Here is a 13192-nt window from a genome sequence, read left to right as displayed (position 1 = left end):
CGTTCTCCAGAAAGAAAAACGGCCGACCGAGTCGCCCCGGCCGGCCGCCAGCCCGCCGCCAGCGGACTTAAACGGTTTCGCTGCCCTGGTCGCCCAGCGCCGCAGCAATGGCATCCAGCACGCCCTTGCGCGGCTTCTCGCGGGCGTTCTCGATCGCCGCCAGCTCGTGCAGGTCCTCGTCGGTCAGGTTGTCCAGCGCCGCCTCGATCTCGGCGACGGTCTTTCCGGCGATGGCTTCCAGCTCGGTCGGCTGGCCGTCGTCTTCCTCGTCGTCCTGGTCAACCTGCTCGGCTTCGTCCTTGGCCGAGTCGATGCTGGCCTGCACGGCCTTGGCGAACTCGCGCTCGTTGCGGTACGCGTTCTTCAGCGCCTCAGCGCCTTCTGCGGTGCGGCCGTACTTGTTCTGCAAGCCGGCGAAGACTTCCGAGACGTCGAAGTCCTTGACCTCGATGGCCTCGCGCTTCGACTCGCTGATGGATTCGGGCGGATACAGCTCTTCCACGATCGGCAGCTCGTAGTCGAAGATCTGCACCGGCAGCTTGGTGGTCGCGTCGCGGTCGATGACCAACGTCAGCAACAGCAGGGATACGGTCTTGGCCATTACTGCACGCCCTCCAGGGTGATCGGCGCCGTTGCGGCGGTGCCGGTGCGGATGAAGTCCGGCAGGTCGGCGATCTCGACCACCGGCGCCAGGTTGGCGGCTGCGCTCAGCAGGGTGAACCAGCCCGAACTGCCAGCGGCCGGGGTGCTGCCGTCGGCCGGCGCTTCATGGCCCTGCAGCAGAACGCCGGTGGTCACGGTGGTGTTGTCACCCAGGTTGGCCAGGCCTTCGCGGCCCCAGCCGCCCAGCAGCGGGGTCTTGTTGAGCTTGACGATGGTGCCCCCGGTCGGGAGCGTCTTCACGTTCGGCATTTCGTTCTCCTGCCGGCGAGGAATGCCCCGCCGGCGTTGCGTGGGGTCAGGCGATCGAGAAGACCGCGTTGCTGTTGCCCTTCTTCAGCGTCAGGCCGTAGTGCGCCGTCATGCCGAAGTAGTGGGTGTGGCGGTCGTACACGCGCGGCGGCGTGCGGCGGACCATCCAGCGGCCCTTCACCGGGCGCAGCTTCAGCGACTTGCTGTTGAGGAAGTAGCCGCGCTTCTTCCACGGCACCGCGATGGCGCCCAGCAGATCGTCCAGGGCGTCGAAGGTCGGATCCCACACCACCGGCACGCCCTTGAAGGCGAGCGCCTTGGTGGACGGGTCCAGGGTGACGCCGCCGGTGGCCGAAGTGCCCATGGTGATCTGGCGGCTCATGACCTTCAGCGCGTCCGCCTGGATGGCGTCGTACATGTCCGAGCCGACCACGATGAAGTCGGGTGCACCCAACTTTCCGTAGGCGATGGACTTGCGCCACAGAGTTTCCAGGTGCGAGATCAGGTTGCCGGCGGTGGCGGTGCTGATGCCGATGTCGGCCCAATTGCGCCAGTACGGGGTGGCCGCGCGATCGATGCCGCCGACGGTACCCACGGTCGGGGTAGTGCTGACCAGCGCGTCCAGACCCGGAACAGCCTTCGGGTTGGTGGCGCCGTCCAGGTGCACTTCGATGTCCCAGTTCTCCTGGAAACCATCCTTCAGGGTGGTCCAGTTCTCCTGGAGGATGTTGACGATCTGGATCTTCTCGGCCTCGGTCATGACCGCATTGCGGTCATCGGTGAGGATGATGCCGTTGTTGGCCAGCTCGGTTTCGTTGAGGGTGAAGCCGTCGAAGGCCTCGTATGCCTGGAACGGCGCCAGACGCACGGTCTTCTTGCGGTTGTAGGTGACCTGGTCGTCACCGGTGTAGTTCTGGTAGTTCGAGTCGTTCGTGTAGCGGATCTTCTCGTTGAAGACGCCGTTGCCGAAGATCGAATCCTGGCGGTTCTGGATCAGCCAGTTGGCCAGCGGTCGCTGGGTGGTGAACTGGTCGATGGGGTCGTTGTTGGCGTAGGACTGCATCTGGGTATTGGCACCAGACAGCAGCTGTGCGGCGGTAAGCGGCATAGGAGTGGCCTCGGAAGGAAAGATGGCCAGCCCGCGAGGGCTGAGGGTCTTTCCGCGTTCCGAGGGCGCGAGGCTCGTTACAGCGCTACCGGCGGCGAACCCGGCTTACGTCACACGCGGGGCGGCTGGTGTGCCGCTCGGTGGTCAAGATGCCAGCGCTGGTGGGCGCGTCAATGGGCGCTGGCGGTACACTCGCCGAGCCGGGGCAAGCCGGCTACACCAAAAGGGGCAATGGAATGAGCTTTCCCGTAACCGCGTTCTTCGTGGCTGAAGCATCGGAAGTGCCAGCAGGACGCTTCTACCGCAACAACGGCCAGTGGTTCATGTCCGTCGACGCCAACCAAGGCCAAGGCGGAGGCCTTTCGGCTATCTGCCTGACAGGCGATCAAACCGGCGTGTTCTCCCCCCGAGAGAACGGAACCGTCACCTACGTGGGGGGCGAGTTTCAGGTGGAGATCCGGGTGGCCGGAATCGATGCGACCGTGGACCGGCAAGAGGGGTACTGGAACGCTTCGATCATCATCGGCGAAGAGTTCGCCATCTACGCCCAGCGCGGCAACGGCGACGCAGTTATCTCGCTCGACGGGAAAATGAGTAGGGGCAACGGGCTGTCTGGATGCCGCCGGCGATTCACTGCGTGGTCGGCATGGCTGATCCGGCCGGACGGTCGACAGATCGGGGAAGAGCCACTTTTCAGTGTGGTTTCGATTCCGAAGGTCGATTAAAGAGAAAGGGGCCGGAAGGCCCCTTCTCTGTTACAGCCCGCGTGCCCTGGCCGCCTGGACGCCGATGTCGAACGCGTTCTCGGGCGTGATCTGCGGCGCCACCGGCGCGGCGGAGTTCGCCCGGATCGGGTTCGGTGCGCTGCGGGCGACAGGTGCCGCTGCAGCTGGCGCGGCAACCGCGGTGGCCGGCAGGGCCAGGTAAGCGCGATGGATCTCGGTCTGCCACTGCGCCGGCGGCAGCGTGCGCTGGATGATGTCGATCGTCGGCGCCAGCAGCGCCAGCTTCTGATCGAACAGGGCATCACCAGCGCGCAGATGCGTCCCCAGCGCCTGCACCGATGCGATCCCCTGCTGGTACTGCAGATCCTGCTGCTGGCGATCCTGCTGCGCCTGGGTGTGGTTCTGCTGCAGCTGGCCCGTCTGCCGGTGCTGGGCCAGTTCCAACGCCACGTCGCGGGTGATGTCACCAGAGGTGACGCGGCCGGCCAGGTCCGGGTGGGCGCTCAGCGGATCGAAGCCAGGCGCCTCGCGGCCCAGCTGTTGGCCCAGCCACTGCAGCTCGCCCTGCATGCGCTCGTAGGCGTCTGCCATGCGCTTTGGGTCGCCCGAGTTGATGTCGGACAGGTAACGCAGTGCGCCCCCGAACTGCTCCGGCGTGGCCCCGGTGCTCTGGACCGTTTCCTCCCACTGGCTGACCCGCTCGCGGGCGTCGCGGGCCTGAGTGTGCAGCTCCTGGAAGCGCTCGGCCGCGCGTTCCTTCAGGCCCAGCTGCTTTACCTCGTCCTCCACGGTCGGCTGCTGCGGATGTGCGGGCTGTGCCGGCGGCTGCTCATTGGCTGGCGGTGCGTTCGGCTCGGCGGCGGCCGGCGTGGCCGGTGTGCCGTCCTGTGGCTGCTGGCCATCCGCTGCCGCTGGGGCATCACCGGGCAGTAGGTCCTCGCGGGCCTCCTGCTCGCGTGCGGCTTCAACGCCAGCCGAGAATGCATCCAGCTCAGCAGCAGCGGGCTGCGGCGTATCGCCGCCGTCGGCAACCGGCGGTGCGCCAGTGTCGGCCGGCTGGACGTCGGTCGGGGTGGTGTCCGGCGTGGCCGGGGTGTTCGGATCTTCGATGTGCATGGTGGAACCTCAGTTGGCGGCGGGTGGCGTGGCTCGGGCGATCAGCCCAGGCCAGGGTGATCGGGGAGCTGGACGTCTTCATCGCGCAGCACATACCAGTCATCGGCCAAGCAGTCGTTGACGCTGGGCACCCACGTGCTGACCGTGTCGTTGACGTTCTTGATGGCGAAGTAGGCGTTGTACGGGACCATCGAGCCTTCGCCGAAGTGCGCCTTTGCCGCGCCCGTCTGCACGGCATAGCTTGCCGGCGGGACCAGGTAGACGAACATGCCTTTGCCGTTCCAGCCATCACGCGCCAGGCGGCGGCCCTTCTTCAGGTGGTCCAGTGCACCGCCGAAATCGAGGCCGAAGGTGAATTCGGATGCGGGAAGACTGGTGCGTTGTTCATTCATGGTCTGCTCCTGTGGTCAGAGAGGCGGGGCGACAACGCCGCCCGCTGGTGCTGCGGTGGGTGCCGGCGCTTCGGCCGGCGGAAGGGCTTGCATCGGGTCAGCAGGCGGCATGCCGGGCATGGCTGGCGCGTCGATAACGGCGCCAGGCGCAACCTGCGGCACCTGCGGAATAAAGGTGTAGGCGTCGATCGATGTGTCGCCGGTGCGCTCGATGGTTTCGACCATCAGCTGCTCCAGGCTGTTGGCAATGTCGAACGGCGTTGCGCCGCGCATCTGACCGATGGTGACGACGGCCTCCTGCAGCTGCGGCAGGATCGCGCCCCACTGCTGCCGGCGCAGGTTGGACGCCGGGCGGCCCGAGCTGCCCGCGCGAATGTCGACGTTCAGCAGCGCGGTGACCAGCTCCGGCAGGGTCGCGTTGAACCACAGCGCCTCTGGCCCGGCAATGTCGCTCACCTCTTCCGGCGACAGGCCGGCGGGTGACATGGCTTCCTCGGCGGTGTACTGCGCGACCTCGCCCAGCACATCGTCCAGGCTGTCGCGGCTGTAGCCCAGGCGCGACTCGGTTCCCTGCTGCTGGATGTCGGCCTCGGTGGCCGTCTTCGCGGTCTGGATGCTGGAGGACAGCGCCTCCTGGATGCCCCAGATCAGTTCCAGTTCGGCGCGGATGGGCGCGGTGTCGTACAGCGCGGCGTCGATCTGGTTGTACTGGATGGGGAACAGCACGCTGGTGGCGGGCAAGCCCTTCAGGTCCAAGCCGACCATCTCTCCGATGCCAGCGCCCTCCAGCTTCGCTGCGTCGTCCGGCTCGACAGCACCACGGTCGAAGCCCAGCTTCGGGATGGCGCGACGGCGATGCTCCCGATAGTTCGTGCGGGTGCGGTTGTATTCGTCCAGCAGGGCGCGTGAGCGGTCCACCAGCGACTGCGGATGCCGCTCCCCATCTACCCACAGCGGCGCCCACTGGAAGAAGGGGTAGAAGCGCGTACTGCGCTGGTCAGGGGTATACGGCTGGCGCAGGTTGCGGCGCAGGCCGGGCGTGATGGTGTGCACCAGGTTGGTGGTCAGGTCCCACACCTCCCAGACGCACAGGAAGCGTGGGCCGGCATCACTGCCCTGCCCCGCTGCCGTGGCGCTGCGGAACACCTCGGCGTCGCTGTCGCTCACCACGCCGTCGGCCGGGGCGAACCCATCCTCGCGCGCGCGGCTCTCGGGCTGCACGTGGTAGTAGGCCTCGGCCTTCCCCAGATCGTCGCGCAGCTCCGGGAACGTGGCCTGCGCCTTGTCGTACGGCATGAAGGTGCGGTGGGCAATCCACGGCGAGATGGCGTAGTCCTTCAGCGTGGCCACGTCCATGGAGACCTGGATGTCTTCGCCGCGCACGAAGTCGAAGACCAGGCCGTTGTAGATGATGTGCTCGACCTGGGATTCCAGCGTCTGCATCTGCTGTTCGTACTGAGACTTCAGCAGGTCCGGGTTGGCGGCGTTTCCCTCGGCCAGCTCGCTTTCCATCAGGGCCAGGGATTCGAGCTTGGCGCGCAGGTCGGCGATGCGCTGATCGGTGGTAGGGTCGCGCTCGGTCTCGCGGTGCCATGCCGCCTTGATCCAGCCGATGCCGATGCTGAGGCCCGAACGCACCATGGCGTCGGCAGCGTGCTTCAGGCGACCACGCTTCCACAGCGAGGCAATGACGATCTCCAGCGTGCGGCCGACCTGCTTGGCCAGCTTCACCCGGCTGGAGCCGACCGACTCGGCGGGCTGCACGGCGGGCTCAGGGTCGCGCGCGTACAGGAACGACGTCAGCAGGTTCACGTAGGTGCCGGCGATCGGCACGCTCACGTCATAGACCGGATCGACCTGGTTGCGGCAGTAGCGACGGTCCAGCGCGTAGCCCTTCCGGGCGTGCTTGTCGAACTCGCGCGACTCCTTGATGCGTTTGTGCCAGTTGGCTACGTCTGCCTCTTCCTGTGCCAGCGCCTGGGCCTGCGCCTCGCGCTCTGCGTCGGCTGCCTGCTCGGCCGCCAGTGCGTCGTTGAAGCTGTCGGCGGTGGGCATGGTCACAGGGCGGATCTCCTACGTTCGGCGAGTGAGGGCTGGTCGGAGTGCTCCAACCACTGGCGGCTATGGGGCACCAGCACCCGAGGCCGTTCAATGGACGGTCGGTCGCGCGCGCTCACTGCGGCGGGGAATTTGCTGTGGATGAAGTAGCCCAGTGCGTCCGGCGGATGGTCGAAACCGGTCGTCTTGTCGGGCAGCCCGTTGGCGTCGTAAGGCTGTTTCTCCAGCGCCTCGGTGAGCTTCGGGCAGTTACGCACATTCACCAGGAAGCGACGGCTGCGCTTGGCGTTGAGGATCATGGCGTTGACGCTTACCACCCGCGAGCGGATGCGCGGGTTGGCCGCCGGCACCACGATGGTCATCGACCTTTCGGCGCGGATCAGGCCCAGGTCGGACGTGCTGGCGTTGTTGGTGTGCTGGCTGTCGCCGCTGGCGTCCGGGTAGATCGTCATGCGGTGACCGCCGTACTGGTCCCGCAGCGCCTGGATCATCGCCGGTGTGTCGCGGATGCCGGTCAGCTCGGCCAGCGCCATCGGCTCGCCGTCGCGGATCACGCAGATGATGGCCGTCATGTTCAGCACGTTGAAGTCCATGCCGATGTGCAGCGCCTCGCCGTCCTGGATCTCGGCCGTCGTGTTGTTGGCGGTGCGGGAGAACGCCGGATACACAGACCCGGTGGTCAGGTTGACGAACATCCCATCGATGTAGGCCTGCACCAGCTGCGGCGGGTAGCTCTCGAACAGCGACTGGATGTAGTCGTCGGGCAGGTTGGCCTCGTTGTCGTAGGTGCTGGCGTGCACCAGGCCGTACAGCGCCTGCAGCTTCGGGTTCTCGCTGGGCAGCTGGTGGAACTGCTCGTAGACGAAGTTGAACCCCTCGGGGGTGGTCGTCACATCGATGCCGTTCTGCAGGCCGTCGGCCTTCACGCGCAGGCGGGCGATGATCTTGCGCCAGGCGTCCTGGGCCTTCCGCTTCTTCAGGGTGTCGATCTCATCGACCAGGGCCTTGCCGACCTTGAAGCCGACGATGCTGGCCGGGTTGTCCATCGACCGGCAGATGATCGTGCCGCGGTACTGGCGGCCTGAGTACAGGTGGGCCTCCTTGTTCGACTCGACAATGCGCGCGCGCAGCCCCCAGTCGAAGGCCACTTCCTCGATGGTCGGATAGAAGATGTCGCGGATCTGCGGATAGCTGGGCGCGAAGTAGCCGGCCGGCACGCGCGGATGCGTCCACACGTGGCTGCACAGCGAGCCACAGCCAACCCAGGTCTTGCCCGAGCCGAACCCACCCACGAAGGCGCGAAACTTGTGCGGCAGCTGCAGGAACGCGGCCTGCGGTTCGTTAAGGGTTGGCATTCCGGCGGCGCCCGCTGACCACGTTCACCGTGACCGCGACCGGTGCTGGTGTATCGCCGTCATCCTCGCCCTCTGGCTTGTCGCGCCAGCTGCCTGGCCTGCGGTTCTTCAGCCAGAAGATCGCTGCGGTGGTGTCCGGGGGGTACTGCTTGTCGGTCGAGGTGACCACCACCTCCCCTTCCACCACCCGGACGTCGTCCTCTCGGCAGCGGTAGCCGGTTGCCCGCTCGAACAGGGCGCGCTCCACCCGCAGGTCAGCCTCGGCCTTACTCAGCTTTAGGGCTTCCGAAAACTCGGGGTGCTTGATCTTCCACAGGTTGACCGTGGACAGGGCTACGCCGAAGAACTCCGCCACCTCCGGGTCGGTGCAGCCCCTACGGCCCAGCAGTGCGGCCTGGCGCGTGAACTCCGCGCGGTACTTGGTGGGCCTGCCCCCCTTCGAAGGGGATTTTGCGGCCTTCTTGGCCGGTTTGGCCTTAGGCGCTTCTGGCTTCTTGCGGGGCATCAGCTCGCCCCCTGCGGGCAAGGCTGCCGATTCCCGAGGGCATGAACGTCACCATGGAGAGGCAAGTCCCCATGGCCGCCGCAACGCGGCATTCCCCGTGTCGGCTGCACGCTGTTGTCGACACCTGCGTGCTGGTCGTCCCGGTACTCGCCCCGGGTGGCTTCCTGACTGGATGGCGTCTGGCGGTCGCTCATGCTGCTGTTATCCCAGCCTGAGCATTCCGATCAATGGCGATCAGGCAGCAGCGAACAATTCCAATTGCATCGGCCAGCGGATGGGCTCTGGCTGCTCCCAGCCGTAGTGCTCCCGCAGGTCCTCGGCGATCTGCTCCGGGCTGGGGAAACTGACCCGTTTGCCGTCGGCGGTGTCGGCGCCGTAGAGCCCGAACAGCCAGTCGGGGTGCTCCCGCAACATGCCCTCCCCTGCTGCCGAGCCGATGCGCAGGGCGAAGATGCAGCAGGCAGGGTCGCCGAAGACATAGCTACCCTCGCCCTGGGCGTTGCGGATGTCGCGCACGCGGGAAAGCACCTTCCTGGCCACCACCAGCACGTCCGCCTCGCTGGCCACGGCAAGGCTGACCGCTGACCGGCGGAACTGCCGGTGCGGTGCCGCCTGCCTGGTCGTCTGGTTGTCGGTCTTCTTGCGCATGGTCGTTCCCCCGGTGGGGTTCGTCGGGATCAGGCTGAGGCCTCGTCGGTGATGTGCGAGGCCAGGTGGGTGTTCTCGAACCAAAGGGCAATCAGCAGCGCGTCGGCGCGGCCGTTATCCTTCTTGCGGCGCAGAGACGGCGCTGCGGAGGGGAACCGGCTGATCGCCAGCACGCGAGCGGCGTCCTTCTCCTGCTTCAGCAGACCGAACGACCGCTTCCAGCTGGCGGGCTCCGCTCTGGCGGTGGGAATGCCGAGCAGCTCCAGCACGGCCTTGGCCTTGCCGTAGGTGTCGCCGAAATTCATGGATGACTGCGCACCCTGCTTACGGCCCTTGGCCGGCATGGCCCGCACGCGCTCGATGCAGGCCGAGACGTGGGCGCCAGGGTTCATTTCCTTTGCGGCCCGTATGAACATCGCCATGGCGCGCGCGTCGAGCTCGGTGTGGCCGTCCACTTCCATGGTGGGGGTGTCGATCACCGGCCCGGCCTCGCCGTCCACCAGCGTGGCAATGGCTCCGCTCAGGCCCGGGTCGATGCCGAAGGTCAGGCTGCGCGCCATGGCCGCACCCTCCCCCAGTACTGATCGAGCGCGGTGTTCTGCAGGTCCAGCAGGTAGTCGTCGTTGCCGATCTCCTGGCGGAACCGGCGCGGCTGCTTGGCGTAGGACGGGCCGAACAGGCGCTCGCAGGTGTCCGCGTCCATGCCGCCGAAGGGCTCACCGCGGTGCGACCACGGGTTCAGTCCAATGGTGAAGTCGTGGCCTCGCCGCTTCTGACCGTGCTTGCCGCCGACGGTCAGGTGGTGCACGTCGCAGGGGATGTAGCCGAGGCCCAGGGCGTAGGCGACCACGCAACCAATGTCCTTGATGGCGTCCATGCGCTGCTGCTGCTCAACGGTGGGCTTGCTGGTGCTGCGTCCGCGCTTCATGCCGCATACCTCTGCAATCGTCGGGGAGCTTGGTCGCTCAGGCGCACGTTGTTGTCCACGGCCCAGGCCTGCGCGAAGGTGATCAGCTCGGCCATCTGCCCCACGGTCATGCGCCGGGTCTGGATGGACAGGTTCACGATGCTGGCGCCGTCGAGGGACGGCACCACGTCGCCCTGCTGGCGGTTGGACTCGCGCGCCCAGGCGTCGACCAGCAGGCGCTTCCAGCCCTCGGCATCGATGTAGCGGCCGGCCCACTTCAGCTGGGTGGCCAGCTCGCCGCAGATGGCGTGGAACATGGCGTTCTGCTCCAGGCTACGGCTCGGCTTGTGTTCCTTGACGGTCACGCACACGTCCTGCCCCAGCTCCAGGAACTGGCAGGCGAAGCGCCATGCAGCGGCCATTCGGTCACGCGCATTGCCTGCGCGGAGAATGAAGGTTCCCAGGTTCATGCGGCGCGTTCCTCTTCCGTCGCCAAGGCGGTGGCCATACCCCTGCACCAGCCGGCGATCGCGTAGCCGATGGGGATCAGATCTAGATCGGCATCCACCGGCTGCAGGCCTGCCTCGATTTCCTCGGCCTGCTGAATGCACCAGTTCGCCCTCTCGTTCGGTGTCATGCACGCTCTCCGGTTGCCATGTCCTTGCCGCTCCTGCGGCGATCGCGCGGCGCGTCGAATCCGCCGCTGTCATCGTCTGCATAGCGCAGCACGGTCTTGAGCGAATAGTTCGGCTTCTCGCCGTGGTAGTTCTCGAATCGGCTGCACTCCAGGTGATGCCGCAGGTAGGCGGTGCCGGTCTCACCCTGCCGGTTCTTGGCCAGGATGAATTCCGAGATGCCGGGAGCGCCGCAGGCATCCTTCGTGTAGTAGTCGTCGCGGTAGATGAAGGCGATCACGTCGGCGTCCTGCTCAATGCCGCCCGACTCGCGCAGGTCGGCCATCACCGGGCGCTTGTCGGTGCGCGTTTCCAGCGACCGATTGAGCTGCGACAGCGCGATCACCGGGCAGCCCAGCGTCTTGGCCAGCTTCTTCAACGTGCGAGAGATGTAGGAGACTTCCTCGGTCCGGTTACCGGCCTTGGCCGGCCCTGACAGCAGCTGCAGGTAGTCGACCGCGACCACGCCCAACCCGCCCTTCACCTTGGCGTGCATGCGGGACGCGCGCGCCACCAGCGAATCCACCGGCAGCGAGCCGCAATCATCGATCGCCAGCGGCAGGCCATGCAGGAAGTTCCGAGCGATGCTCAGCTTGTGCCAGTCGTCGTTGGTCAGTTCGCCCTTCACCCGCATGCGCGACAGCGGCACGCCCGAATGCATGCTCATCAGCCGCGCCAGCAGCTGCCGGCGGGCCATCTCCAGGCTGAACACCGCAGCGTGCTTGCCCTGCGCCGCCACGCTGTAGACCCACTCCAGCATGTTGGCCGTCTTCCCCATCGACGGCCGAGCCGCGAGGATCATCAGGTCGGTGGGTTCCAGACCGGGCAGTTTCCTGGCCACGTTCTGCCACGGCGGGACTAGCCCCAGGTCGGCGGTGCCTTCGAACCGGGCCTCCATTTCCTCCCACATGCCCTGCAGATCGCTGCGCACCATCACCAGGCCACCGTTGCCGCCCGACTGCACGCTGAGGTTGGCGAACTTGGCGGTGGCGCTGGCCACCAGCGCATCGGCGTCCTCGTCGGCCGTGCCGTAGGCGTCGTTGGTGATCTCGGTCGCGCGCTCGATCACGCCGCGCAGCAGCGCCTTGTTGCGCACGACCTCGGCATAGCCGCGGATGTTGGCCGCAGACGGCGTGGTGCTGGCCAGCTCGACCAGGTACGCGCCATCGCCCACCAAATCCAGCTGCCGCTGGTTCTCGAACCAGTTGATCAGCAGCACCGTGTCGAAGGGCTGTTCACGGTCGGCCAGATCGCAGATGGCGTGCCAGATCAGCTGGTGATCGCGGCGGTAGAAGTCCCGCTCGGTCAGCAGGTCGCGGACATCGCGCAGCGCTTCCGGCGCCAGCATCAGGCCGCCCAGGACGGACTGCTCAGCGTCGATCGAGTGCGGCGGCACTGGCAGGTAGGCGTAGTCGTCACGGTAGGCAGGCTGGGCGCTCATGCGGCCTGCTCCTGCTCACGGGCCTTCTCGGCATCACGCTCACGGGCCAGCTGCACGCCGGCCGTGGTCAGCTCACAACCACCTGCAGGCGGCAACCACCAGAGCTTGAACCAGTTACGGCGAACGGCATCGCGGAAGTGGGCGCGCCAGTCCTTCTGCATCTTGCCGCTGTCGCGGTGTCTGCCAGCGAACTCTCGCCACGCCAGGTGCAGGAAATCCTTCGGGATCCCAGCATCACGGGCGAAGGCAAAGATCGGGTCCGTCCTCGGGATGGCCGATTCGCCGGCGTCCTGGCACTGGTCGAGGAAGGCAGCGAAGGTGATCTTCTCCCGCTTCTTCCGCCCTGGCTTCGCCCCTTCGGCGGCAGCCGGAGGGGTATGGGGAGGTTCTTCTTCTTTTGGAGACGGATTCGGAGACGGAGACGGATTCGGAGACGGGGCAGTGCCAGAATCTGCTAGTGGCATAGTTCCACCTGCTACTGGCAGACCACTGCCCTGCTCGTTCTGTGCTTGTAGCAGCTTGGCCGCATACTCTGGCATCAGCTGCGATGCTTCTTGCCTACCGTGCCGACGGCAGAGTGCAGCCCATTTCGCCTTCTCCGAACGGGCCTCAGCGCCAGCTGACCAAGGCTGATGCTCGGCCCAGTCGTGCAGGTGGTAGGCGCCATCGCTGCCATCTAGGAATCCGACCGAGGCCAGCTCACGCACGAGCGCGTCGTTGTCGCCAGCCCAGTCCGCAGCCAACTCGATGTCCTCGGCGGTCATCCCTTCCAGATCGCCATCCGGCCGGTTGGCGCGCGCCCACAGGATCAGGCACACCAGCGACCAGCCAGCGGCAGGACCGAGCCGACGAACCAGCTTTTTCGTCTTCGGGTGGCCGGGCAAACCCGTGCTGAGACGCGCGTCGGTACTCATGCGCCCCTCAGCATCCCGGCCAGGCGCGACACTTCCGAGCGCCAGCACGGCGGCTCCATGGCAGCCTGCAGGTCGAAGAACTGGCGCAGCAGGTTCGATTCCGTCGCAGCGCACAGAGGACCTACAAGCCGGCGCGGGATCGGACGCATGCCGCGGCGCATGCGCGACACGTAGCTCTCCGACTTGCCGATGGCAGCGGCCACGTTCGCCAGCTTGTGGTCGCCGGCCTTCATCGCGATGGCCAGCGCCTGGTCCGGGGTCTCGATTTGCCGCACGACCTGCAGCGGCGCGTCCTTCGGTTTCCGGGTCACGCAGATACCCAGGTGAAGCCGTCCAGTTGGATCCGTCAGGTTGTCAGTGATTTCCATGATTTGCCTTTTCTTGCCAGGGGGTTGGGGGCGGAAATGGAGGCCCACCACAACGGAAGGCCCCGATGC

The 13192-nt window shown here is 66.5% G+C and carries 17 protein-coding genes; 1 reads left to right on the top strand and 16 read right to left on the bottom strand.

Annotation, left to right across the window (positions count from 1 at the left end):
- Window positions 1–67 precede the first annotated feature (67 nt).
- The 3 genes from LZ605_RS00225 to LZ605_RS00215 are packed head-to-tail and all read right to left on the bottom strand — an operon-like array spanning window position 68 to window position 2020.
- Window positions 68–601: a hypothetical protein gene (locus LZ605_RS00225; protein ID WP_249843386.1), complete on the bottom strand. Its 534-nt coding sequence runs from the start codon at window positions 599–601 to the stop codon at window positions 68–70.
- Window positions 601–912, bottom strand: coding sequence for a hypothetical protein (locus LZ605_RS00220; protein ID WP_249843385.1), 312 nt, complete (start codon window positions 910–912; stop codon window positions 601–603). The genes LZ605_RS00225 and LZ605_RS00220 overlap by 1 nt, the downstream gene beginning before the upstream one ends.
- A 46-nt stretch (window positions 913–958) precedes the next feature.
- Window positions 959–2020 carry a phage major capsid protein gene (locus LZ605_RS00215; protein WP_249843384.1) on the bottom strand — a complete coding sequence of 354 codons (1062 nt, stop codon included), beginning with the start codon at window positions 2018–2020 and terminating at the stop codon, window positions 959–961.
- Window positions 2021–2160: 140 nt separating this feature from the next.
- Between LZ605_RS00215 and LZ605_RS00210 the strand changes: the two genes are divergently transcribed.
- Window positions 2161–2745 (top strand): hypothetical protein, encoded by a 585-nt coding sequence (locus LZ605_RS00210; protein ID WP_249843383.1) that lies wholly within the window; start codon window positions 2161–2163, stop codon window positions 2743–2745.
- Window positions 2746–2775: 30 nt separating this feature from the next.
- On the opposite strand, the gene LZ605_RS00205 is transcribed toward LZ605_RS00210, so the two are convergent.
- The 13 genes from LZ605_RS00205 to LZ605_RS00145 form a co-directional block, all read right to left on the bottom strand.
- A complete protein-coding gene (locus LZ605_RS00205; RefSeq protein ID WP_249843382.1) occupies window positions 2776–3861 on the bottom strand; it encodes a hypothetical protein in 1086 nt (361 codons plus the stop codon).
- 41 nt (window positions 3862–3902) lie between these two features.
- Window positions 3903–4253 carry a DUF2829 domain-containing protein gene (locus LZ605_RS00200; protein WP_249843381.1) on the bottom strand — a complete coding sequence of 117 codons (351 nt, stop codon included), beginning with the start codon at window positions 4251–4253 and terminating at the stop codon, window positions 3903–3905.
- 15 nt (window positions 4254–4268) lie between these two features.
- Entirely contained in the window at window positions 4269–6314 is a 2046-nt protein-coding gene (locus LZ605_RS00195) for a hypothetical protein (protein WP_249843380.1), read from the bottom strand.
- Window positions 6311–7666, bottom strand: a complete 1356-nt coding sequence (locus LZ605_RS00190) for a phage terminase large subunit (RefSeq protein WP_249843379.1) — start codon at window positions 7664–7666, stop codon at window positions 6311–6313. The genes LZ605_RS00195 and LZ605_RS00190 overlap by 4 nt, the downstream gene beginning before the upstream one ends.
- Window positions 7653–8171, bottom strand: coding sequence for a terminase (locus tag LZ605_RS00185; RefSeq protein ID WP_249843378.1), 519 nt, complete (start codon window positions 8169–8171; stop codon window positions 7653–7655). Before LZ605_RS00185 ends, LZ605_RS00190 begins: the two co-directional genes overlap by 14 nt.
- Window positions 8172–8405: 234 nt before the next feature.
- Window positions 8406–8819, bottom strand: coding sequence for a hypothetical protein (locus LZ605_RS00180; protein WP_249843377.1), 414 nt, complete (start codon window positions 8817–8819; stop codon window positions 8406–8408).
- 29 nt (window positions 8820–8848) lie between these two features.
- Window positions 8849–9379 (bottom strand): hypothetical protein, encoded by a 531-nt coding sequence (locus LZ605_RS00175; RefSeq protein WP_249843376.1) that lies wholly within the window; start codon window positions 9377–9379, stop codon window positions 8849–8851.
- The gene (locus LZ605_RS00170; protein ID WP_249843375.1) at window positions 9364–9747 is read right to left on the bottom strand and encodes a Ref family recombination enhancement nuclease; all 384 of its coding nucleotides are present in this window, start codon (window positions 9745–9747) and stop codon (window positions 9364–9366) included. Before LZ605_RS00170 ends, LZ605_RS00175 begins: the two co-directional genes overlap by 16 nt.
- Entirely contained in the window at window positions 9744–10196 is a 453-nt protein-coding gene (locus tag LZ605_RS00165) for a recombination protein NinB (protein ID WP_213919254.1), read from the bottom strand. Before LZ605_RS00165 ends, LZ605_RS00170 begins: the two co-directional genes overlap by 4 nt.
- Complete coding sequence (locus LZ605_RS00160) at window positions 10193–10363, bottom strand: hypothetical protein (protein WP_249843374.1); 171 nt, start codon at window positions 10361–10363, stop codon at window positions 10193–10195. The genes LZ605_RS00165 and LZ605_RS00160 overlap by 4 nt, the downstream gene beginning before the upstream one ends.
- Window positions 10360–11841 carry a replicative DNA helicase gene (dnaB, locus tag LZ605_RS00155; RefSeq protein ID WP_249843373.1) on the bottom strand — a complete coding sequence of 494 codons (1482 nt, stop codon included), beginning with the start codon at window positions 11839–11841 and terminating at the stop codon, window positions 10360–10362. The genes LZ605_RS00160 and dnaB overlap by 4 nt, the downstream gene beginning before the upstream one ends.
- On the bottom strand, window positions 11838–12755 hold the full coding sequence (locus tag LZ605_RS00150) for a hypothetical protein (protein WP_249843372.1): 918 nt from the start codon (window positions 12753–12755) through the stop codon (window positions 11838–11840). The genes dnaB and LZ605_RS00150 overlap by 4 nt, the downstream gene beginning before the upstream one ends.
- Complete coding sequence (locus LZ605_RS00145) at window positions 12752–13123, bottom strand: hypothetical protein (RefSeq protein ID WP_249843371.1); 372 nt, start codon at window positions 13121–13123, stop codon at window positions 12752–12754. The genes LZ605_RS00150 and LZ605_RS00145 overlap by 4 nt, the downstream gene beginning before the upstream one ends.
- Between the last annotated feature and the right edge of the window lie 69 nt (window positions 13124–13192).

It is taken from the genome of Stenotrophomonas maltophilia, assembly GCF_023518235.1.
Lineage (GTDB): Bacteria > Pseudomonadota > Gammaproteobacteria > Xanthomonadales > Xanthomonadaceae > Stenotrophomonas.
Note: the sequence above shows the minus strand (reverse complement) of the source record. Positions and strands in the feature narration are given on the sequence as shown.

What these genes read in the sequence shown, in the direction of transcription:
- LZ605_RS00225 (WP_249843386.1), bottom strand. Translation starts at nt 601, where the DNA reads ATGGCCAAGACCGTATCCCTGCTGTTGCTGACGTTGGTCATCGACCGC.
- LZ605_RS00220 (WP_249843385.1), bottom strand. Translation starts at nt 912, where the DNA reads ATGCCGAACGTGAAGACGCTCCCGACCGGGGGCACCATCGTCAAGCTC.
- LZ605_RS00215 (WP_249843384.1), bottom strand. Translation starts at nt 2,020, where the DNA reads ATGCCGCTTACCGCCGCACAGCTGCTGTCTGGTGCCAATACCCAGATG.
- LZ605_RS00205 (WP_249843382.1), bottom strand. Translation starts at nt 3,861, where the DNA reads ATGCACATCGAAGATCCGAACACCCCGGCCACGCCGGACACCACCCCG.
- LZ605_RS00200 (WP_249843381.1), bottom strand. Translation starts at nt 4,253, where the DNA reads ATGAATGAACAACGCACCAGTCTTCCCGCATCCGAATTCACCTTCGGC.
- LZ605_RS00190 (WP_249843379.1), bottom strand. Translation starts at nt 7,666, where the DNA reads ATGCCAACCCTTAACGAACCGCAGGCCGCGTTCCTGCAGCTGCCGCAC.
- LZ605_RS00185 (WP_249843378.1), bottom strand. Translation starts at nt 8,171, where the DNA reads ATGCCCCGCAAGAAGCCAGAAGCGCCTAAGGCCAAACCGGCCAAGAAG.
- LZ605_RS00180 (WP_249843377.1), bottom strand. Translation starts at nt 8,819, where the DNA reads ATGCGCAAGAAGACCGACAACCAGACGACCAGGCAGGCGGCACCGCAC.
- LZ605_RS00175 (WP_249843376.1), bottom strand. Translation starts at nt 9,379, where the DNA reads ATGGCGCGCAGCCTGACCTTCGGCATCGACCCGGGCCTGAGCGGAGCC.
- LZ605_RS00170 (WP_249843375.1), bottom strand. Translation starts at nt 9,747, where the DNA reads ATGAAGCGCGGACGCAGCACCAGCAAGCCCACCGTTGAGCAGCAGCAG.
- LZ605_RS00165 (WP_213919254.1), bottom strand. Translation starts at nt 10,196, where the DNA reads ATGAACCTGGGAACCTTCATTCTCCGCGCAGGCAATGCGCGTGACCGA.
- LZ605_RS00160 (WP_249843374.1), bottom strand. Translation starts at nt 10,363, where the DNA reads ATGACACCGAACGAGAGGGCGAACTGGTGCATTCAGCAGGCCGAGGAA.
- dnaB (WP_249843373.1), bottom strand. Translation starts at nt 11,841, where the DNA reads ATGAGCGCCCAGCCTGCCTACCGTGACGACTACGCCTACCTGCCAGTG.
- LZ605_RS00150 (WP_249843372.1), bottom strand. Translation starts at nt 12,755, where the DNA reads ATGAGTACCGACGCGCGTCTCAGCACGGGTTTGCCCGGCCACCCGAAG.
- LZ605_RS00145 (WP_249843371.1), bottom strand. Translation starts at nt 13,123, where the DNA reads ATGGAAATCACTGACAACCTGACGGATCCAACTGGACGGCTTCACCTG.